Here is a 22285-nt window from a genome sequence, read left to right as displayed (position 1 = left end):
TGCGTTCAACGAGGATGAAGGGTTTAATTATTATGTGTGGGCTTGGGTTTCATCCTTTTATTATGCATGATTATGACGAATATTATAACAATAAGTAGTAATGTTGCATAAATCACGGCTTCATACCTGAGTAGATAATTCACCAGGGTTATGTTGCTGATATTGCCACTTGATATTGCCTGAACCAATAAATACCTCGAGAGGTGGGCCAGGGGATCATACGGTCTCGATGATTCCTGGTAATCATTGACTATTTCATTAACTAGGTTCCAATTACCGCTCATTATTGCGTTGCCTACAGTAGCGTTAAGGAATGAGGGATCACCCAGTGCCTTGAGTACTTCCTTAGCCTGGAGGTAGGTGGGTGGCACTACGTAGGCTTTGATACTTGATTTATTACTGACGCCAAGGTAGGTAACGCCTAGTACCAGGTTTATTGATCCGAGGCTTCGTATAGAGATTGAACTTGAACCATTTATTAACACAGGCACTGGGATCCTGGTTCCGTTTAGGAATGTTGCGTAGGCTGTTACCGTCCCATTTAGTATTAATGGCATTTTATTGTAATAGGCGATCACGTTACCGAGCCACAGGTTTAAGTAATCCCAATAGCTCACGTTAATTGCACTTAATGTGTATGATTTAGCCGTGACCACAAGCCTACACTCGTTATTGAAGCTGAGGGTTAGTGAGTAATTTCCCATTACTGTCATGGACTCATTACTACATCCCTGCAATGTCATGTTTATTGGTATCGGTGTAGCTGGTTCATCAATGAGCGTGACATTGATTACCTCGGACCTCCCGATAATGACCAGCGGCATGGCCTGTATTAGGAGATTTATGAGCTTCACGTATGTAATGGAGATATTTATTGGCTGAAGATCCGTGGGTAGAATGGTTATATTTAAGAGACCCGGTTCGTCAGGACTTAGTTCCGCATTTATTGTTATTGACTCACCCGGTTGAAGATCTACGCTGGTCTGATTATATAATGTATTATTTATGTATATGCTTATATTTCCCGCGTAGGCTAGGTGTTGAGGCGCTGTTATATTTAGTGTTATCTTGATTGGTTGCGGGTAAATAACGAGCCATGGTGATGAGAGATTCATTATCAGTTTTGGCCTTTGTATAGTGAACGCACTAAAACCCGTGTTTATTGTTACAGACGTGTCATTCGGAGATAAAGTATACATCGATTCAATACTTGAGTTAGTAACAACGCGTCCGAGTACCAAGTAACTATATGGGCCAGAGACGCTTAATGTGACATTTACATATATGTCAGTGCGGTTAACGTTCCACACGTAATTGGTAATAGTTATTGATGGTGGTGTTATGTTGATCACGTTACTTATGTTGGTACCTGTCACAGTCAATGCAACGCGCCAATCGGTGTATGTCGCGTTAATTAATCCCCATACACCGCCGCCTGTGCCGCATGGTACTGCTAGGTTTCCAATTAGTGAGTTATTTACGTAAACATTCCCAACATAATGAAGTGGATAACCTGGACATGATTGAGCCGGCTGCAGGAGTACTGAGGCATTGATGATTACCCAATTGGGGGCAACCTCAAGGATTTGCGGGCTTAGTGTAAGATTAGGGCTTGGAATGTTAATGCTAAATGTGGCCACTGTATATGTGCTGTAATTAACATACACCGTGCCACTTAGCCCTGGGAACCCAGTGGTTAATGAACCTATATTGCTCGCCTGTACATTGACCATGGTGTAATTCCTGCTAATATCATAGTTAACACTGGCAATACTTACCTGGATTGGGACTATACTGTATACAATGGATTCGGCGGTTGATGGACTTACGTATAAATACACGTCACCCTGCCCATTCACCACTGTGGAATTCACCATGAAATAAAACCTTATTGAGTTTTGCCCTGGATCTAAAGTCACGGATTCATTACCAGGCATGAAGTAGATCATTGGCTTAAATGGATTTGCGGGACTTGGTGGCGATGACATCATTATTGTAGTAATGACTTGGACATCATTAGGATTATTAACACCTACTACCATGTAACCAAAACTATTGCTTGTTAGGTACAGTGTTTGGGGCGTTATTATGCTCATTGACGGTTCATCAAGCGTTATGCCAGTTAGTGCCGACTCGCCATTGTAGGTTGCGTTTATTGTGTAGGTTCCCCAGGTAATGCCAGTAAACGATACCGTTGCATAGCCATTACTAACAGCCACCGCCGTGCCATTAACATAGGCAGTACCACTCACTGGGCTTCCTTGGTACGTGATGTATAGCTCAAGGTTTAGTTTTTGGCTCACCACGTAATACGCACCACCAACCACCTTAATTCCCATGTGAGGCACATACTGAACAGTTACTGTTACATCCTCACTACCTGTTGTTGGATTTGCAAGAACCATATACAATGTCGTATTGGTTACCATGAATTCCGAGTTGAGTTGTAGATTGCTAATCACTGTCCCGCTGCCTATGGTTATCTCAATCGTGCCAGTAGCCGGCAGTTGGATCTCGTAATACTGGGCACTCAATCCCTGAAGACTTACGCTGAGGGAGTACATACTTCCGCTCATGTCTACTGATTGAAAGCTTGGATAGTAGGTTGAACCGCACAGGTTCTGTCCATGAACTAAGGAGAGCAGGTACTGAACGTAGTAATTATCAAGCCAAGAAACCACTACGGAACTACTGGCAAATACATTCTCTTCAATCGTCGATGGCCCAACACCATTTGCAATAAGCCAATAAACGAAGGCCGAGTAATAATACATGTTTATTATGGGTTTCCCAGAGTAATCATAGGGATCATACTCATACTGATTATATTGGAAGTAGCTCTGAGCTAGCGGGCATTGATTCGTGTAGTAACTTGCCGTACCCTCCGCATCGGCCTCTATGTACCATGGGTAGCTCTGCGGAATAGTTATGTATTGCACGTAGGCGTATTGGGATACGTGCACAAGCTCATGGTAAGCCGTGTGCTCCAACAAGTCGCCTGATAGGCCAGCGGTTATGTTTATCTCTATTGTACAGGAACTAATAATTTGCCCAGTGCTTGGATTGTAATTGTATTGTATATCTGTTATCCCAGCCTCGCCTGTCTGTTGGGCTTGCGCCACTACGTATACCGTGTACTGACTGCCACTGCATGGCGGCGTCATTTTCATACCCAAGCCAGTGTATAGTGAATAGGCTTGCTCCAGGTAATTGTCAAGGACCTGGTCATATGATGAACCAGCATTAGCTAGGTCATATATTAGGAAGTGCGTGCTGTTCACGGTTGGCGCTAGGGCGTTGACGCTAATTGATAATAGAACCAGAGATACGGCAAGGAGTAGGATGACTTTCTCCATCACTTGCTTTGTGTTGAACCAGGGCTTCATATAATTCTATACCTAATTTCTTGCATTTTAGTGTTATTAAGCCTTTCAATCTCATAACAAAAATAAGCCTTTTTAAGCCGTGAATTATGGCGGGAATCAGTGCATGAGGTAAGAAGTAGTATCATAAGGATCGCCGATATACTAAGGGATTCTTTTAACGATGTAGTGATCACTGGTTCATATGTAATTAACAAGGTATTTAACGTTAAGGTTCATCCGGAGGGCGCCATGAATGAGGCCGAGATCCTTTCCAGCATGTTCAGAGACACCGCAGTGCTAACAGATGACCTTGGTCTCCTAAACTCATTGGGTGCCCTCGGTGTAGCTAGGGTCAGGGGATCCCTCGTAATCCTCGTTTTCGATCTACACGATGTAAGGCCTTACTGTGAGTTGATGGGCTTGCCATGCCTGGAGCCCTGGGACGGGGAGGCCTTGGTCAAGGCGATCAGGGAAAGTAGAGACTATAGTGAGGCCTTTGAGACGCCTTACATCATTAGGCTCGGGCCCTGGCTTAATGTTGATGATACAATAAGAGGCCTTGGCATTAGGCATAGAGAACCAACGTTCAATAAGAATTGGAGTGAACCAATGAGGTGGGGCCTTCATCGATTGCTGAGTGGCGCACGTAGGGAGATCCCAAAGGAGGTGTTCATTCGTTCCCAAGATAACGTCAACATAATCGGGAAAGGCGATGGGATCCTTGTTTCTGGGTCGGCATGGCCCTTTGTTAAGGGGGTTATGGATAAGTTTAATGATCATTCGCTGGTGCTGCCATTGTATGTAAACCCGTTGCCTAGGGATGTTGTGGGTATTAAATATGTCATTGATAGCAGTGATTACTTACCGAGGAAACTCAATGTGGGTAAGTTTATGAGTGATGCCGTTAGTGATTGGTATAGTAACTTAGTGCGGGATGCCGTTCAGGAGATCTTTTTTCGAAGAGAAGGAGACCCATTAATGCTTATTGAATGGCTTTTATCAAAGTATAAGGTTTCCGGCGAGGTATCGTTGATTGTGATTGATGCAGCATATGCACACTTGGTCAGCAGTGATGGGTTATTGCCGAGTTACGACATGCTACCGACATTTTTTGAACCGAGAGACTTTGATCAAATAGTCGACATTGTGACTAACCCATTAATGGCTATATCAGCATACCTAAGGTCTAGGTATGAGTATGGCAGGTTGATAGTGGTTTCGAATCCATGTACGTTAATTAACCAAGGAGAAATAATTAATGATATTATGAAACACAGTAACAAGTATTTACTGATAATTATTGCCTTGGGAAACAAGTGCAAGGACTCCATAGACTCACTAACTAGGGGTGGTATTGAGTATAAGGTTATTAACTACGATCCAAATGCCCCACTGGACTCATTACAGGCTCTCCTGAGCATTGTTAATTCCTGGGGTATCGCCATAATAAATGTCCTGGACAATGCAGACAAGCATGCTTTTAAGATAGACGAGGAGTACTGTGATAATTGTGGTGATTGCCTACGTATTGGTTGCCCTGCCATTCAACTAAGTAAGAAGCCTATTATCGACCCAAACAGGTGCGTTGGGTGCGGCATCTGCCAATTGGTGTGCACCAGGGGTGCTATCATGAGGGCTAGTGCCATTGAAAAACGTTAAGTTAACCGGGTATCCTTTTATGCAAAATATATATGCTATATAGTACTTTTTTCACTACACTTGATATATAGCAGGTGAACTCTAATCACCCTACAGGTATTTAAGCCCTTCATGGCATCTGAAAAATGTATGATGGAAATAAAATCCATAATATCCACAGTAAGGAATCTATTAATGGCCTCAAATCAAGCGAAACAGGTGACAGTAAGGAGAAACCCAGAAAATAGTAGTAATGGGAATCCCATTAATGTATCACTGAATGAGAAAAATAATTCGAGACTGTTGATATTACCAACGCCATACACATTGCCCATAGTAATGCCAATACGCACAAATGAGAAAAACGTGATGGAGTTAATGAAAGATCATTATTACGTAATATCATAACAATATTTTTAAGTGATTTAAGCAGTTTATTATTTGATATGATGAGACGACGGTCTCTTGATTAATGATGAAGAGCAAAAACAACTGATGACGCAGTAATAATCCTTAAAATTAATTATTTTCACTTGCGTTGTAATAAGGGATCATTATTGCGGAGCATAAGGAGCAACATTAAATACTATGTGACAGGCAATGTTGGGATACTGTTACTTACCTGGTTCCTTTATGCCATCGGCAATGCGGTGACGTCACCCTACTTCTCGATTTACCTTAAAATGCTTGGTGCCAATGCAGTTGATATTGGTTTGACTTACTCAGTGTCTGTGGTAGCGCAGTTAATGACGATAATACCTGGTGGTTATCTAACGGATACCATGGGCCGCAGACTATCAATAATCATAGGTACCTGGCTAATAACAATAACGACGTACCTAATGGTAATAGCACCAAGCTGGCAATTACTCGCGGTATTCTATGCCCTGAGCATGGCCGCAGGCTTTTATCAACCGGCACTGCTGGCGATATTGATAGACTCATTGCCGCCTGAAAAATACGCCAGTGGTATTCTGGTGACATCCGTACTACCCCAGATACCGTGGTTAGTCCTACCGCCAATCGGCGGCCTCCTAATTAACAAGTATGGATTACTTGGTATTAGGTTTGCCTACCTATTTTCCGCAGCCATATCCACGATCGTATCAATAATTAGGCATTTCACGATTAAGGAGACCCTAAACAACAAGTCAAGGAGTATCTCCCTTAGGGAGTTATTGCGTTCCTACTACTCCTTGGGTAACATGACTCATTTACCAAGTGACCTATTAATCATGTATTTAACAACATTAATAATGTACATAGCAGTAATGCCCATCAACACATTACTGCCTATATACGTTGTTTACAGGCTGGGGCTAAGCACCGTATACTGGGGTTACCTTGTATCCGCCTCCTACGCGGCTTACATATTACTAGGCATCCTCCTCTTGTTTTATGTCGATAAGTATAGAGGTAAATTGCTTATTACTGGGATCATTATTAACACGGTGGGTAGCGCAATAGGCTTGCTCGAAAATACCTACTCGACCATTGGGTACATGTTACTTCTGCAGGTTGGTGCCCAATTAATCATGACCGCAATACAGAGCGAGTTGGGTAATAGGATTAATATTGATAGGAGGGGCTACGGAATGAGCCTATTAATAACATTTCAATTAATTGGACAGACAATAGGTAGTTATGTGGCGGGCGAACTATATAGGTTGAACACGGAGTCTCTGTTCCTAATACCGTTAGTTCTATCGTTGGGTTTAATGGTAATTAACCTAGGGAGAGCCCATCGCACTGTTAATGAGTAATTATGCTACTTTAGGTTAGTTATTAAGGAGGTTAACTAAGTTCATACTCAGTTTTTCATTAGGCCCATTAGTCCTCATTACCCAGTGCCCTCAGTGTTGGTGTTTATGAGATATTAATGGAAGAATTTAATTCCCCATAATTATCATGGTTTTGTGGTTACTGTAAGGGCACCAGGTAAGGTAATACTATATGGGGAACATGCTGTTGTTTATGGGGAGCCTGCCCTGGCAATGGCCGTTAATAAGTACATATACGTCACCGCAAAGGCAAGGGATGATAACAAGGTAAGTATAAATGCAAGGGACTTGAGATTGGCAGGTATTTCTGTGACTATTCATGAGAATGGTGATATAGTCGCAAGAACAGACTACGGCGCAGTCATTTCCGCACTTAGTTATGTCAAGAGAGCCGTTGAGTTAGCCATGGAATACTTCAATAAGAAGGTCGGTATTGACTTAATGATACGGTCAGAGATGCCAGTGGGCGCTGGACTTGGTACGTCAGCGGCGGTGGCCGTGGCGACAATACTGGCCTACGTAAAGGAATTGGGTTATGACGTTGACAAACGTGAGTTAGCACGTTTGGCTTGGCAGGTTGAGAGGGACGTACAGGGTTCGGCGAGTCCCACAGACACTACAATGGCTACCTTTGGCGGTATTATGTACATAAAGCCTGAGGGCAATAGCACAGCAATGGAGCCTGTGAAGCCTGGTGTGACTATTCCACTAATAATTGGTTATACACCGAGGGTTAGTACAACCAAGGATTTAGTGGCTATGGTTAGGAGGAAGTATGAGTCCATGAGGGACGTGATTGAACCCATAATAAGGTCCATAGGCGTGATCACTAGGAAGGGTAGGGAGGCCTTGGAAAAGGGTGATTTGGAATTGATGGGTGTTTTAATGAATATAAACCACGGTTTGCTGGATGCGTTGGGTGTATCCACTAAGCAATTGAATGAGATGGTGTACGTAGCTAGGTACGCGGGTGCCCTTGGCTCTAAACTAACTGGTGCGGGTGGCGGTGGGTGTATGATCGCCTTAACCAATAAGTCTGAGGTTGAGAAGGCAATAGAGCTTACTGGTGGTTCCGTGCTAAAGGCTGGGTTAGACACTGATGGTACTGTGGTTATTAGTAATGATTAATTCCTGTTATTATGAACAAAAGCATTTATTAAGGGTGTTAGTATCGATTATATAGCGATAAGTGAGATGCAGATAAGCAATATTTACGTACCTGACACATCAGTGTTTCTGGATGGAAGCCTAAAGGAAGCAATACTAAAGGGTAACATTAGGGGTAGGTTATTAATACATACCGAGATAATTAGAAAGTTTGAGAACGAGGCTAGGGCTGGCGGTGCACTGGGTTGGTTAGGCATTAGAGAGTTGAACTACATCATGGACTCAATAAATAAGCTTGGCCTTGAAGATGTAAAGGTTGAGTACGTGTCAATATTCCCCAAGTCAATACCAAGGCCTGATCAGCACTCAGTGGATGAAATCATTAGGGAGCTGACTAGGGAGCTGGGCGCCACCTTGGTAACCAGTGATGAGATGAGCCTTGAAATCGCCCATGCAATGGGCATCGAAACACTATTCATAGGACAGCACAAGGATCGACTAGAGATAGAGAGGTTCTTTGATGGTGACACGATGTCCGTACATCTAAAGGAGAGTTCAATACCATACGCCAAGAAGGGAAGACCAGGTAACTGGCAATTGGTGCCTCTTGGTAATGAACCGCTTGGTAGGGAGTACCTCGAGAGGATTGTTAGGGAGTTAATATCTGCGTCTCTCATGGCCAATAGTAATACTAGGGTTGAGATCAGGAGGGAGAATTCCCTCATAATCCAGCACGGCGAGTATAGAATAGTCATTGCGCTACCCCCTGTTTCTGATGGTATTGAGATAACGGCGGTTAGGCCATTAATTAAGAGAAGACTTGAGGAGTACTCATTACATCCAAAGGTTCTCGATAGGTTGAGCAGGCAGGCCGAGGGAATACTAATAGCCGGTCCACCTGGTGCTGGGAAAACCACCTTCGCCCAGGCCCTGGCAGAGTACTACATGAACCTTGGTAAGATCGTTAAAACCGTTGAATCACCTAGAGACATGATCTTGCCTAATGAGATAACACAGATATCAAAGACCTACGCAACTTCTGAGGAGGTTCACGACCTACTGCTGTTGTCTAGGCCTGACTTCACGATCTTCGACGAGATGAGAGACACGGCCGACTTCCAATTATACATAGACCTCAGACTGGCGGGTGTTGGTATGGTCGGCGTCGTTCACGCAACGAGTCCGATAGATTCAATTCAAAGATTCATAGGTAGGACCGAGCTTGGTATGCTTCCCTCCATAGTTGATACCGTATTGTACATGAAGGATGGCGAGGTTCAGAAGGTCTATAGCCTTGAGTTAACAGTTAAGGTGCCCGAGGGCATGAGCGAGGAGGATCTTGCTAGGCCCGTAGTTATTGTTAAGGACTTTATAAATGACGTCACTGAATACGAGATTTATGTGTTTGGTGAGGAGATATTTGTAACGCCCATCAGCAAATCACGTAGGATTAGCCCTGCCATTAGCGACAAGAGATTGGTTGGCAGGATCGTGAGGGTATTGAGAAAGTATGTACCGCCGGAGGAGATATCGATAGTTAAGGACGATGATGGCTCAATCGTTATTCAGGTCCCAGATGCTTACATAGGCGCTGTTATCTCTAAGGGTTTGCCTAAGCTTGAGAATATTAGGAGGAAGTTCAATGTTCAACTTAAGGTAAAGCCAAAGGAACGGTGATGAAACGCAACATATATAAGTACTCTTATAACTATTGTCGGGTAATATGAACCAAGTGAGGAGATCAGTAACCGCTGCTTCGGATTCCTATCCTAATTCCAATTATAATAATAACTATCAATCAAATAATTACTATGATACAATGACCTATTATCAATATCCCTACAATACGCAAACAATGCAGTATCCACAGGAGCAATACCCATATTATTACTATTATTACGAGGACAAGGCAATAACTGGCATTAACTACCTAGATACGTACATACTCGGTGGTGGATTCAAGAAAGGCGAGGTTTACCTAATAGCCGGCGAGGCTGGTACTGGCAAGACAATCTTTAGCCTAACCTTCCTAAAAACAGGAGCCGACCTAGAGGAGGTGGGTATGTACGTCACTGTGGACGAACCCTCCGAGGACGTTAAGAAGGGCGTCCGCGACGCGCTTGGTTGGGACTTGGATTCCTATGAAAGGAGCGGTAAGTTGATAATGGCTGATTTCAGAACCTACTTCAGGATCTATGCACGGGATGAGAAAATAACCCTTGATCCAAGGGACTTGGCCAAGATGATTATTGAGCAGGTTAAGAAGTACGATGTTAAGAGACTCGTTATTGACCCAATAGCGCCATTAATAATAATGAGCCATCAAGACGTTATTTGGATAAGGGAGTACCTTAGGGAACTTGTTTTTCAGCTTAAGAGAATGAAGGACGTAACTACCATAATGACCTCCGAAATACCCACTGGTGAAGAGAATAAACTTAGCAGGTTTGGCGTTGAGGAGTACCTGGCGAGCGGCGTAATAATGCTATCGCTTAGGGAAGTATCGTTACTCAATAACGATTTTGGTTGCTTGGCTAGGGTAATGTTCATTAGGAAAATGAGGTGGATGCCCATTAGACCAATAAAACTAATATATGAAATAGGGCCTAGCGGCATTTATGTCATTGGCCCATTAAATGACAGGAACACACTTGATTATTACAGGAGTTATTACTGTGGCCAGCAGTATTCCCAGGGTTACTATTATCCACAGACACAGCAGTACTACACGTCTCAATACTATGAGACGCAGCAATAAGCAGTAAAACTGCCTAAAGGCCATATTGACTTGGGATATGAGAAACTTGGAAAACTAATATTGCTATATTTTGCTTTTATACCCGTGTGCCTAGGGCGGATCTCCGTAACCTAGGTTTCTCATTGCCTTAGTGATTTCTCTGCAACCTTTTGGTGTTGCCCTCGTTTTAATGCCGAAACAACATTCTCGGTACCAATATTGGATGCGGTGTATCGCGATTTACTCAATAAGTGGTCGCCTAAGTGTGGACGTGATAAGGAATTGTTTTCGTGCTAATATTGCGTCCCGGTATGGTGTTATTAGGCCTAGGGCTATTAGCAATACCTGCAATAATTATTTAAGGGGATTAGGCGAAACCTAGGTTGCAGTGGCGCCGAATCCATTAATTGAGGCCTTCACTAACTTGGTTAGCAGGATTAGGGGATTGAATTATATAGACGAGACAACGCTGAAGGAAGTATTGAGGGAAATACAGAGGGTATTATTAAGGGCTGACGTGAGTGCGGATGTGGTATCCTCAATAACGAAGACCATCGAAGAAAGATTTAGGCAGGAAAAACCCCCTCAGGGTATAACATCCAAGGAATTCCTACTATACCTTCTCTACCAGGAGTTGGTTAAGGCCCTCGGTGGGGAGGAAACACCGAATGTCAACATTAACAAGAAACCCTATAGGTTAATGCTCATTGGAGTTGAGGGTAGTGGAAAAACCACAACAGCGGCCAAACTGGCAAGGTTTTACATAAAGAGGAACTTAAGGGTTGGTCTCATTGAAACCGACACATATAGACCAGGTGCGTATTACCAACTCAAGCAGTTGGCCGAGAAGATAAATGCGTTGTTCTATGGTGAGGAAGATTCGAGGGACCCAATAGCGATCTTGAGACATGGCCTTGAGTACATGCAGCGCAATAAGGTTGATTTAATAATAATAGACACCGCAGGTAGGCATAGAAACGAGGAGGAACTACTGAGGGAGGCTAAGGCAATTTATGAGGAGGCAAAGCCTGACGAGGTAATGCTAGTTATTGACGCAACCATTGGTAGGCAAGCTGCAGCCCAAACCGAGGCCTTTATGAAGTATGTTCCAATAAATAGCGTGTTTCTGACAAAGATGGACAGCACTGCCAAGGCAGGTGGTGCATTGACCTCAGTAATAAGGAGTGGCGCGAGGATTAAGTTCATCGGTATTGGCGAAGACATTGATGAAATCGAAGTTTTTAATGCCAATAAGTTCGTCTCGAGGCTATTGGGTATGGGTGATGTTGATGCGTTGATCGAGAAGATAAAGGCCATTGAGGAGGAGGATAAGATCATGGAGGAGATTGAGGAAGGTAAGATAAACCTGTTAACCATTAAGAAGCAACTTGACTCTATGATGAAGCTCGGTCCTCTGAGCAAAATAATGGAGTTGTTACCGACAAGTATGTTACCAATGCAGTATAGGGCTGTGATGCTTGATGAGGGTAGAATGAGCAGTGCGCAAGAAATGCTTAGAAAATGGAGACATATACTTAATTCAATGACCAAGGAAGAATTACTAAACCCAGAGGTTATTAATGCGTCAAGGATTCGTAGAATTGCAAAGGGTTCAGGGGTGACTCCAAAGGATGTCAAGGAATTACTCAATTACTATCAATTAATGAAGAAGATGGTTAATCAAATAAAGAAATCACGCAGGAGACTGGGAAGACTGGTTGGCGAATGAGCTATAACTGAATCAATGGCACGTAGAGTTCTCTCTCAGTTAAGCCACCATGCTGTCCCTTCAATGTTAATACCTCCTCGTTCTCCGGCTTATAGAGGTAAATAAAGGCTGAGCCACTATTCGGTATAAAGATCACATTGCCGATCCTGTCGATAACGTCCTCAGAAATCTCACCAAATAAACCCTTACCCACAGCTTCATCTCTGCTCAGGAAATAACCAGATACGCCATACTTACTCAACAATGAGGATACCTCAATACTCGATTCCTTACTGAGCCTCAGGTAAACGGCCCTTGCATCACCATAGGGTGGTGCATCCAGCAACTTCATTAATCCCTGCAAATCATTGGCCTTTACATTATTTTTAACATGATCATGCCCGTGATCAGCCGTAATAAGCACGGTGAAATCACTCATATAATTCCTGGCCAACCTAATTATTGAATCAACAGTTTCCCTAATCACCACCCTGCATTCCTCGGAATCAGGACCGTACTTATGCGACGTAGAATCCACACTAGTTACATATATGTGAACAAAACCAACCTCATACTCCTTCAGAAACCTAGCCGCATTTATTATCGCATCATAAGGAGTTACATACTCCACAATCTCTGCACCGGCATACGCTATCCTTGATAAACCACCAACAAGCCCCTTAGGGGCATAAACCCTGCTCCTAATGCCCATATTACTTAATTCCTCAAATATAGTTGATCTAATTGGGAAGAGTCTCCTCAAGTCATGACCCGATTTGTAAAGACCATCTCTTTCGCCAATTATCGGACTCATGGATAATGTATTAACTATGGTACCGAGTTCCTTGAGGTATAAATTAGGGCCAAGTACACCATGCTGCCCTGGACTTAACCCAGTGAATAGTGTTGTTAATACTGTGGACGTTGTAGTCGGGAACACAGTGCTTATCTTATACAATTTACTTACCTGGAGCGAGCCACCCATGGTATTCATTAAGTCCTGGTAACTAAGTCCATCGATTAGTATGAGCACTACTTGGTCATTAAGGTCAAGGTCAAGTTTCAGCTTAGGACCCCTGGGTACTGCCTCGAAATGGGACAATAGTGTATTAGCCAGGTTTTGTATACTAAGTCCTGAGTAATCGGGTGTTGCTAATTCATTCATCACATGAATTAACAACCTAGTTTTTAATTTAGCTCTCTTAACATTCAGTGTAAAATAATCATATGCTAACTTTAATTCTATATCTCGTTCTGCCCCTTGTCACCATCAAATCAAACGTGTTGACTCCATCAATAAACTTCTTGGTCAAGTGAACCTTTAGTTGAACTATGCTTGATAATTCTTCATCATCAATTGCAGTAATGACATCTCCCTGTCTAATACCAGCATCGTCAGCAGGTGAACCAGGAACAACTCCCACCACAAGCACGCCCTTGTCCACGGGTAACTTGAAGTACTTGGCCATGGGCTTATTGAGGTCAATGCCATATATACCCAGTCTAGGTCTAACTACCCTACCGAACCTCAGTATCTCATCGATGGTTAACTTAACCAGGTTTATGGGTACGGCAAACCCAATTCCCTGCGCACCGGCTATTATTGCAGTATTCATACCAATTACTTCGCCATCAAGATTAAGCAGGGGCCCGCCTGAATTCCCCGGGTTAATTGCTGCATCGGTCTGAATCAAGCCTTCAAGAACGCCAACCGGAGTCCTTATACTCCTGCTAATTGCGGAAACAACACCCAGTGTTACTGTGGGTTCCCCAAGCAGGCCTAGGGGATAACCCATGGCAATCACCATCTGGCCCACTTTAAGTTTATCAGAGTCGCCGAGCTTGACGGACTTTATGGATCGAGCACCACTAACCCTTATCAACGCTGCATCAAACTCTGGGTCCCTACCCAATAACTCACCTTCATACTCATCACCGCCTGGTGTAACCACTATTAATTCCGTGGCGTCTTGCACGACGTGGTTTGCAGTAACCACATGCTCATTATCAATAAAAAAACCAGTGCCAATGCCCCTTACTGGTGCTGCATTCAACCACTCATCAACCATCAACCTAGTCGTTATTATACTCACGACTGATGACCTCATCTCATTAACAATATCCGTGATCCTCGACTCTATATCTCCACCCACAAGTTGATCCCGCGCCTACTGTATTAAGTATTATGGTACGAGGAAATATGATTTATTTAGCCCCTCCCTAAGGGACCTCTGATTGGAGAAATGCGTAGAATATGTGCACTATGTGGTAGAGAAACCGAAATACTAATCGAGGGACTATGCCCAGACTGCTATAGGAAGACCCACCCATTGGCCAGGGTTAAGAGGGAATTCGTGGGCATTGTAAGATGCCCAAGTTGCGGCGCAATACTATATAAGGGCAGGTGGGTAAGGGATCCCAGGGTAATTGAGAAACTAATCCTAGAGTCCATCGAGTACTTAGGCAGTGTTAAAAGCACGTCCATAGAGAGCCTTGGGCTAAGGCATGGATTAAACACCTCCATCGTTAAGATTAGGGGTACCGTCCACGACCTCATCAGTGACTACGACGAGGAAGTACAGATCAGAGTTAGGTATGGTGAGGAATTATGCCCGAGGTGTAGGGATATGATCAATGAGAAGGAGAGAGCCATTATACAGGTCAGGAGCGTGATACCCATGGATAACCAACTCAAGAGGTTGATCATCGATATAGTGAAGAAAGAAACAATGAGGGATACAGAGAGGAGTGGTTTCCTGAGGATTGATGATGCGCCAGGAGGATTCGACATAAAGCTCTCGGATCAAGGGCTCGCCAGATCTATAGCCCATAGGATACATAAGACGATCCCAAGTAGAGTACTTGAAAGCCAAAGCGTGATTAAGGGACGCGGAGATAAGGTAATTACTAAACTAAGCATTAGTGTGTTCCTAGTCCCACTAAACCGTGGCTCGGTGATAATGTACATGAATAAGCCCTATTACGTACTTACCTACTCACAAAGCACTGTCAGGTTACTAAACATCGTCAGTAAGGAAATCATTAATATTAGGTTAAATGATATAATTAAGAACGAAATTACGATACCGAACCACGAGGTGAGATGCATGGAGGTGAATGGCTCGAGGACATTAGAGATTGTTATTGATGATGAACGGTATCTACTTAATGACATATGTTGATCTATAAAGGTTGGGTTTATAAACGCATACCGATCAACTATGGAGAATGCCTAAGGAAAACCAGCAGGGAAGTAAGGTACGCTTACCGGAGGAGGGAGAGATGTTTGCTAAGGTTGTGGAATTAGTTGGTGATGACAGGGCGAAGGCTGTGTGCCAGGATGGCAAGATTAGGCTCGTCAGGATACCTGGTAAGTATAGGAAGAAGATGTGGCTTAGGATTGGTGATTACATACTCGTGGTTCCGTGGGACTTCGAACCAAACAGAGCCGACTTGGTATATAAGTACGAGAGGAATGAAGTCAATGAATTAAAGCAAAGCGGCTATGCCGAAGTCCTAAGTCAATTAGATGAGTTAGCAGGTTAATGGATACTGGCGTTCTCACGGGTTCCCCACTTAATAACCAATTAATATAATAATAACTATATTTTGAACTAGGTCAATTTAAGCTAATGGAGTAAGTCGAACTTCACTTCAATCCGAGTCTCTTAATTAACTCTCTGGCTATCTCCTCGGGACTTCCCTCGATGAATTGACGTAGTCGTTCACGTGGCCTTAATTCTCTTAATTCGGTTACGGCAGTTAACGAACCCTTAAAGCCGACCTCATTCTCTGCAATGCCCAGGTCTTTAATGCCCCATATGGTTGTCTTAAACTCGTTTTGAGCCCACTGTAGTCTCTCGAAGTCAGGAAACCTCGGTGTATTTATACCAAGCTCTACCGATATAACTGCAGGTAACTTAACCTTAACTGTCTCATAGCCGCCCTTAATAGTCCTCTTAACAATTATTGAGTCTTCCATAGCATCAGTGACCTGTGAAACATACGTAACGGCAGGAATTCCCAACCACTCGGCCATGCCGGGAGGCACTTGCCCTGTTGAGCCATCCTCACTCTCCTCACCAGCAATAACAAGTGAGTAATCTCCTATTTTCTTAACTGCTGCCGCGAGTACCCTAGAAGTTACAAAGGCGTCAGAGCCGCCCAATGCCCTATCACTTATTAGCACTGCGTCATCTGCACCCATTGCTATGCCCATCTTAAGGAATTGATCCCAGAATGGCGGACCCATGGACAGTATAACAACCCTACCACCATACTTCTCCTTTAATTGCAGAGCTAACTCTAGGGCGTTCTTGTCTGCTGGATTTATTTCATTGGTTGCCTTAGACCTATCAACAGTCTTGGTGGTTGGGTCGAACCTAATCTCCTCGGGCTTCGGCGTTACCTTCATTGTAACTATTATATTCCTGAGAGATGCCATCACTTACCACCCCTCATTTCCTTTATCAACACCTTAAGTAAATCAAATAGGTCAGCCACAACGCAGTAATCGCAGTTCTCAAATATGGGTGCCTCCTTATCAGTATTGACGGCAACTATGGTGCCACAGTCCCTAATGCCGTAGACGAAGTGCGGAGCACCACTTGCGCCAAACACAAATACGGTCTTAGCCCTCAATGAAACTCCCGTGGTACCTATTTGATAGTCCCTGGGCATTAAGCCCATGTCTGCAAGGGGCCTCGTAACGCCAATTGCAGCCCCTATTAAACTTGCAAATTCCTTAATTAACTCCAGATCACCGCCAGTGCCAAGACCAGCCACGACGACCTTCTCAGCCCTTGATAAATCCGGCATTGGTGAGGTCTTCTTCTCCATAAGCTCTATTCTACGACCTCTCAACGCACCCTCGGGTATTGTCTCCTCAATTATAGTAGCTTCCTTGTTGCTCAGCTTTGCTTCGTAGGTTCCTGGGCTTACAGTAGCCATTTCGGGTTTACCACTCGTACAAACTACAGTGGCAACTATGTTACCACCGAAGCCAGGTACCGCAGTGACCAACTTCCTATCCCTCTCATCAATATCAACCATAATAACATGGGCGCTCAAACAAGCCCTAAACCTAACTGCTAACCTACCAGCCAGATCCCTCGAATTCCTAGTGGCTGGTAATAATAAGTACCTAGGTCTGTACTTATTAATTAGGTAAGCCATGACCTCTGTATAAGCATCACTATTGTAATGCCTTAGGTCAGGATGATTAACTACAATGAGCTTATCGGCGCCATACTGGGAGGACTCCTTAGCTATATTCTTCAACTCATGGCCCAGTAATATGCCGAGAACATCCTCATTAAACTTCCTTCCTAGCTCGCCTGCCCTCGTTAAAACCTCAAGTGAAGCCCCTTCTAGCTCGCCATTATCCTGCTCGATAAATACGGATATTCCCCTCCATTCACTCATGCTAATCACCCATAATACTATCTAGGAACTCAACTAGGTCCATAACCTTCATGTTTGTTTTCACTACCTTATTTGCATCCTCAAGCATCCTGAAGCAGTAGGTGCATGCGGTGAGCACAACAGAAGCACCCGTGTCGATTGCCTCCTTTAACCTACGCTTTGATAAATCAGTGGATACCCTAGTCTCTAGGGCTATGCCTCCACCGCCGGCGCCACAGCAGAGGGACTTCTCCCCTGAGTGGATCATTTCAACAAGCCTAACGCCAGGTACTGAAGTGATCACCCTCCTGGGCTCCTCAATGATCCTTTGATGCTTAGATAAGTAACATGGATCATGATAAGTTACGGTAATGTCTGCCTTCTTATCAATCTTTAACTTACCATTACGTATAAGCTCATCAAGTAATTCTACGTAATGAATCACTTTAATGCCCTTAAGATACTTCTTAAGGGAATACTCACAGTGTGGTGATAATGTCACTATTACTGGAGCCTTAATGTTACTCATTATTGAGTCTCTCAACTTTGCTGTGTATTCCTCGTAGAATGCCTTATTACCTGTATGCTCAATAATGTCGCCACAGCAAGATAAACCAGTGTATATGCCTACCTTGAGGCCAGCCTTGGTCAATACCCTAATCAAGGCCTTAATGTGCTTCTGAACTCTTGGATCTCCAATTGATAAGCAGCATGGATAAATAACCACATCTGGGTTCTCATTATTAATTAAACTACTGAATTGAGCTAAGAATCTTCTCTTATCAGTGACTGTGTAGCCCCATGGGTTCTGGTTCTCATAAATCTTCCAGAGTATCTCATTAATCTTTGTTGGGAATACCTTGGACTTCATGGCCATTGTCCTAATTATCTCTACGAGATTCACAATCTCGACATTGTTGGGGCACAGGGCCTGGCAAGTACCGCAGGTTACGCAGTCCCAAATGACCTTAAAGTCCTTTGGTTCAACAACACCAAGTTGAGCCTTCTTAACGATTAGCCTAATGTTGTATGATTCATCCGTTATTGGGCAGTAGGTGCTACATGTTCCGCATTGATAACAAAGGCCTAGTGTGGGCACCAACTTAAGGAGTTCCTCCCTAAGGCCGAAGTTAACGGTTACTGGCATGTTCATCACCTTAATTGCTTGATTCTTTGTTTTGTCATTTCAATCTCCTCCTTAGTCACTGTCTTAACGACCTTCTCGGCCTCTCTCATAGTCTCCACTAGGTCAACCACATCAGGCGCTCCAAACAGTCTCATTTGGAATCTTTCTTCTTTCATGCCTATGTTCTTCAGTCTCTTTTTCCAGTTTTCGAATCTCTTGACCGTGTTGTAATTGGCCGTTATGTAGTGGCAGTCACCAAGCCTACAACCAGTCACAAAGACCCCAGCAGCACCAAGCTCAAAGGCATGCTTAACATGCCTCCAAGCCAACCTAGAACTGCACTGAAGCCTAATTATCCTCGCGTATGGTGGGTACTGCATCTTAAATATACCGGCATTATCGGCAGCCCAGTAGGAGCAGTAGGCACAGGTGAACATGACAACCTTCCTCTCAGGCTCCTCAGCCAAGGCAGCATCAATCTGAGCCATGATAGCATCATCACTTAGTGCATCAAGTGCTATAGCATCCTGCGGGCACTCAGCAACGCATGAACCACAACCCTGGCAAGCGGCTGGTACGTGCTCGATCCACTTACCGGGTACACCCCTAATGGCGCCATAGGGACAAGCCTTAATGCAAAGACCGCATTTAGTGCATTTAGACCAGTCAAACTTCGGAATGAATGGTTCCTTGGTAACGTAACCCTGGGCAAGCATCATCAATGCCCTTGATGCAGCCGCGTAGCCCTCCGCTATTGTCTCGGCTACGTTCTTCGGACCCCTGGCGGCACCTGCTATGAATATGCCCGGTGTCATCGTATCCACCGGGCCAAGCTTCGGATGAGCCTCCATCAAGAAACCCTCCTGATCCCTAGAAAGTCTCAAAACCTTAGAGACCTCGTCTGTATCCTCACTCGGTACTAAGCCTATGTTAAGGACGACATTGTCAAATGATACCTCAACATCATCCCCTAACTCAACATCATTAACTATCAACTTATCATTATCCATCTTTATAGCCTCAGTTAACTCCGCCTTCCTTGGCACTCTAATGAACAAAACACCAGCGTCTCTAGCTTTCTTGTATAGGTCTTCGACCTCGGGATCAACACCCATTATATCCCTATAAATTAGGACTACATTCTTACCCTGGTTCCTTAATTCAATTGCCTTACTCAGGCCCACTGCGCAGCAGTACTTTGAACATCCTCTATTGCTTGTCCTGGAACCAACACAGTTTATTACGGCCACGTTCTTACCATCAACGGTCTTCCCATTCTCAAGATCCAGCGTTGTTAGCACCCTGGGGTCCTTACCGTAATTGAACTCAGTTGGTATATAGGGCTTGGCGCCCGTGGCTACGACTATAGCGCCAACATCCAACTCGGAACCATTGCTGAGTACGACATGGAAATTGCCTGTAAATCCAGAGACATCCTTAATAGTAGTACCAAGCACGAACTTAACACCAACCTCCCTAGCCTCCTCAACCATCCTATCAAGCAGTTTCTTAGCTTCAAAGCCCTCTGGTTCAAGCCTACTTAGACGCCTTAACATACCACCACACTCGTTGGCCTTCTCAACAAGCATAGTCTCAATACCTGCTCCTGCTAATCCAGTGGCTGCTGCTAGGCCAGCTGGTCCACAACCAACGACTAAGGCCCTCTTAATTACTGGTAGCTTTATTGTCTGTAGGGGTACCATGTGGTGGGTTTTAGCTACCGCCATCTTTATCATGTCCTTTGCCTTCTCGGTGGCTGCCCTCCTATCGCTGTGGACCCATGTGTCCAGGTTCCTAATATTCGTCATCTCCACGAGGTAAGGATTAAGACCAGCCCTCCTCGCAGCATCCTGGAAAAACCTAAGATGAGTGACTGGGGAACATGAAGCGACAACTACCCTGTTCAGTTTCTTCTCCTTTATCACCTCTGTCATTCTATCCAGTGATGATTTGGCACATGCAAATTGGAGATCCTCGGCATGCACAACGCCTGGCATCTGCTTAGCCGCCTCTACTAATGCTGGTACATCGGCTACACCAGCTATATTTGTACCGCAGTGGCATACGAAAACGCCGACCCTGATTGGGTATGGCTCTATCTTCTCCTCATACTTCTCCTCTTCAATCACCCCAGGGCTTGCATACCTGGTTGCCTGTACTGCGGCAGCTAATCCAGTAACCACGGATTCTGAGATATCCCGAGGGCCACTAACCGACCCTGCAACGAAAATACCAGGCCTTGTTGTTAACGTGGGGTTTGTAGACTCAGTCTTTACAAAGCCAGCCCTATTCAATGAAATGCTCAATATTTTACTTAACTTGCCCATGTCATTAACTGGTTTTATGGAGGGCGCCAGGACAACCATATCATACTCCTTCATGGTAACCTTCTTATTCCTGGTGTCCTCAAACTTGACTATTATCTTACCATTTCTCTCACCAACCACCTCCGGCCTACCCCAAACAATGTTTACCCCTTCCTTGAGGGCTCTATCGAAGAAGTTCTCGAATCCCTTACCATAAGTCCTAATATCATTCATGTACATTAATGTGACGTTCTTAATGCCATGAAGTACCTTGGCGTATATACCCTGCTTAAGCAGGTATGTGCAACAGAACCCCGAGCAGTAATCATTGTACCTATTGTTTCTTGAGCCTATGCAGGACACGAGTAATATGTCCTCTGGTTCCTCACCAGTACTTGGCTTAACAACAACACCACTTGAGGGACCCGATGCATTAACAAGTCTCTCGAATTCGAGTGATGTCACCACATCCATATGTCTGCCATACCCATACTCCCCGAGGATTTCGCCTTTCTCGAGTTCGAAGCCGGTCGACATGATCACGGCCGCCACATCACGCTCTATGACCTTGGGCATCATTGTGTATATTATGGCATTCCTATCGCAGGCCTTAGCACACCTATCGCAAGGGAAATAATTCGGTGGCTTATTGAGGCAGTGATCTATGTCAAGCATGTATATTCCAGGTTCCGCCTGTGGAAATGGTAGGTATATTGCCTTTCTAGCGCCAATGCCCGACTCGAACTCGCTAGGTACGACCACCGGACACACATCCTCGCACTGTCCACATTTCGTGCAATCGTCAGTAACATACCTGGGCTTAACCAGTATTCTAGCCTTAAAGTCACCTGGAGATCCCGTTAGGTCGATTAATTCGGCTGGAGACAATAATTCAATGCGTGGGTGCCTAGCTACGTCACTTATTAACGGTCCTTCTATGCATATGCTGCAGTCCAGTGTTGGGAATGTCTTGTCGAGCATTGCCATCTTGCCGCCAATGGCAGGGGACTTCTCAACAAGCGTAACCCTATAACCCATGTTAGCCAGGGCAAGAGCAGCCTCAATACCAGCAATACCACCACCCAGGATGAGGACCCTATTTGTTGGCATACAA

Annotated in this window: 16 protein-coding genes; 9 read left to right on the top strand and 7 right to left on the bottom strand. The window is 44.3% G+C overall.

What is annotated here, in order from left to right; all coding sequences use genetic code 11:
- Nucleotides 1-23: 23 nt before the first annotated feature.
- Nucleotides 24-3386 carry a hypothetical protein gene (locus Vsou_RS11200; protein ID WP_188603265.1) on the bottom strand — a complete coding sequence of 1121 codons (3363 nt, stop codon included), beginning with the start codon at nt 3384-3386 and terminating at the stop codon, nt 24-26.
- Nucleotides 3387-3485: 99 nt separating this feature from the next.
- Between Vsou_RS11200 and Vsou_RS11195 the strand changes: the two genes are divergently transcribed.
- The 7 genes from Vsou_RS11195 (at nt 3486) to Vsou_RS11165 (ending at nt 12357) form a co-directional block, all read left to right on the top strand.
- Entirely contained in the window at nt 3486-5024 is a 1539-nt protein-coding gene (locus Vsou_RS11195) for a 4Fe-4S binding protein (RefSeq protein WP_188603264.1), read from the top strand.
- A 129-nt stretch (nt 5025-5153) separates the two neighbouring features.
- Entirely contained in the window at nt 5154-5411 is a 258-nt protein-coding gene (locus Vsou_RS11190; protein WP_054843728.1) for a hypothetical protein, read from the top strand.
- 149 nt (nt 5412-5560) lie between these two features.
- The gene (locus Vsou_RS11185; protein WP_188603386.1) at nt 5561-6766 is read left to right on the top strand and encodes an MFS transporter; all 1206 of its coding nucleotides are present in this window, start codon (nt 5561-5563) and stop codon (nt 6764-6766) included.
- Nucleotides 6767-6919: 153 nt separating this feature from the next.
- On the top strand, nt 6920-7912 hold the full coding sequence (gene mvk / locus Vsou_RS11180) for a mevalonate kinase (RefSeq protein ID WP_188603263.1): 993 nt from the start codon (nt 6920-6922) through the stop codon (nt 7910-7912).
- A gap of 66 nt (nt 7913-7978) precedes the next feature.
- The gene (locus tag Vsou_RS11175) at nt 7979-9568 is read left to right on the top strand and encodes a PINc/VapC family ATPase (protein ID WP_188603262.1); all 1590 of its coding nucleotides are present in this window, start codon (nt 7979-7981) and stop codon (nt 9566-9568) included.
- Between the two features lie 178 nt (nt 9569-9746).
- Nucleotides 9747-10649, top strand: coding sequence for an ATPase domain-containing protein (locus Vsou_RS11170; protein WP_054843791.1), 903 nt, complete (start codon nt 9747-9749; stop codon nt 10647-10649).
- Nucleotides 10650-11016: 367 nt separating this feature from the next.
- Nucleotides 11017-12357 carry a signal recognition particle protein Srp54 gene (locus tag Vsou_RS11165; protein ID WP_188603260.1) on the top strand — a complete coding sequence of 447 codons (1341 nt, stop codon included), beginning with the start codon at nt 11017-11019 and terminating at the stop codon, nt 12355-12357.
- Between the two features lies 1 nt (nt 12358).
- Here Vsou_RS11165 and Vsou_RS11160 read toward each other — a convergent pair whose 3' ends face one another.
- Together Vsou_RS11160 and Vsou_RS11155 are read right to left on the bottom strand one after the other, a co-directional pair.
- Nucleotides 12359-13501: an alkaline phosphatase family protein gene (locus Vsou_RS11160; RefSeq protein WP_188603385.1), complete on the bottom strand. Its 1143-nt coding sequence runs from the start codon at nt 13499-13501 to the stop codon at nt 12359-12361.
- Nucleotides 13502-13559: 58 nt separating this feature from the next.
- Nucleotides 13560-14489 (bottom strand): S1C family serine protease, encoded by a 930-nt coding sequence (locus Vsou_RS11155; RefSeq protein WP_188603259.1) that lies wholly within the window; start codon nt 14487-14489, stop codon nt 13560-13562.
- Nucleotides 14490-14579: 90 nt separating this feature from the next.
- Here Vsou_RS11155 and Vsou_RS11150 point away from each other — a divergent pair, with 90 nt between their 5' ends.
- Entirely contained in the window at nt 14580-15518 is a 939-nt protein-coding gene (locus Vsou_RS11150; RefSeq protein WP_188603258.1) for a 60S ribosomal export protein NMD3, read from the top strand.
- A 46-nt stretch (nt 15519-15564) separates the two neighbouring features.
- Complete coding sequence (locus Vsou_RS11145) at nt 15565-15882, top strand: translation initiation factor aIF-1A (protein WP_054843726.1); 318 nt, start codon at nt 15565-15567, stop codon at nt 15880-15882.
- Nucleotides 15883-15985: 103 nt separating this feature from the next.
- Here Vsou_RS11145 and Vsou_RS11140 read toward each other — a convergent pair whose 3' ends face one another.
- Genes Vsou_RS11140 through Vsou_RS11125 form a run of 4 tightly spaced genes read right to left on the bottom strand, consistent with a single transcriptional unit; the run spans nt 15986 to nt 22281 of the window.
- The gene (locus tag Vsou_RS11140; RefSeq protein WP_188603257.1) at nt 15986-16780 is read right to left on the bottom strand and encodes an electron transfer flavoprotein subunit beta/FixA family protein; all 795 of its coding nucleotides are present in this window, start codon (nt 16778-16780) and stop codon (nt 15986-15988) included.
- The gene (locus tag Vsou_RS11135; protein WP_188603256.1) at nt 16780-17760 is read right to left on the bottom strand and encodes an electron transfer flavoprotein subunit alpha/FixB family protein; all 981 of its coding nucleotides are present in this window, start codon (nt 17758-17760) and stop codon (nt 16780-16782) included. The genes Vsou_RS11140 and Vsou_RS11135 overlap by 1 nt, the downstream gene beginning before the upstream one ends.
- 1 nt (nt 17761) lies before the next feature.
- Nucleotides 17762-18886 (bottom strand): (Fe-S)-binding protein, encoded by a 1125-nt coding sequence (locus tag Vsou_RS11130; RefSeq protein ID WP_188603255.1) that lies wholly within the window; start codon nt 18884-18886, stop codon nt 17762-17764.
- Between the two features lie 5 nt (nt 18887-18891).
- The gene (locus tag Vsou_RS11125; RefSeq protein WP_264890729.1) at nt 18892-22281 is read right to left on the bottom strand and encodes a hydrogenase iron-sulfur subunit; all 3390 of its coding nucleotides are present in this window, start codon (nt 22279-22281) and stop codon (nt 18892-18894) included.
- Nucleotides 22282-22285: the final 4 nt, after the last annotated feature.

Origin of the sequence: Vulcanisaeta souniana JCM 11219, assembly GCF_026000775.1 — an archaeon.
Lineage (GTDB): Archaea > Thermoproteota > Thermoprotei > Thermoproteales > Thermocladiaceae > Vulcanisaeta > Vulcanisaeta souniana.
The sequence above is the reverse complement of the archived record's forward strand: the minus strand, read 5'-3'. Positions and strand labels throughout refer to the sequence as shown.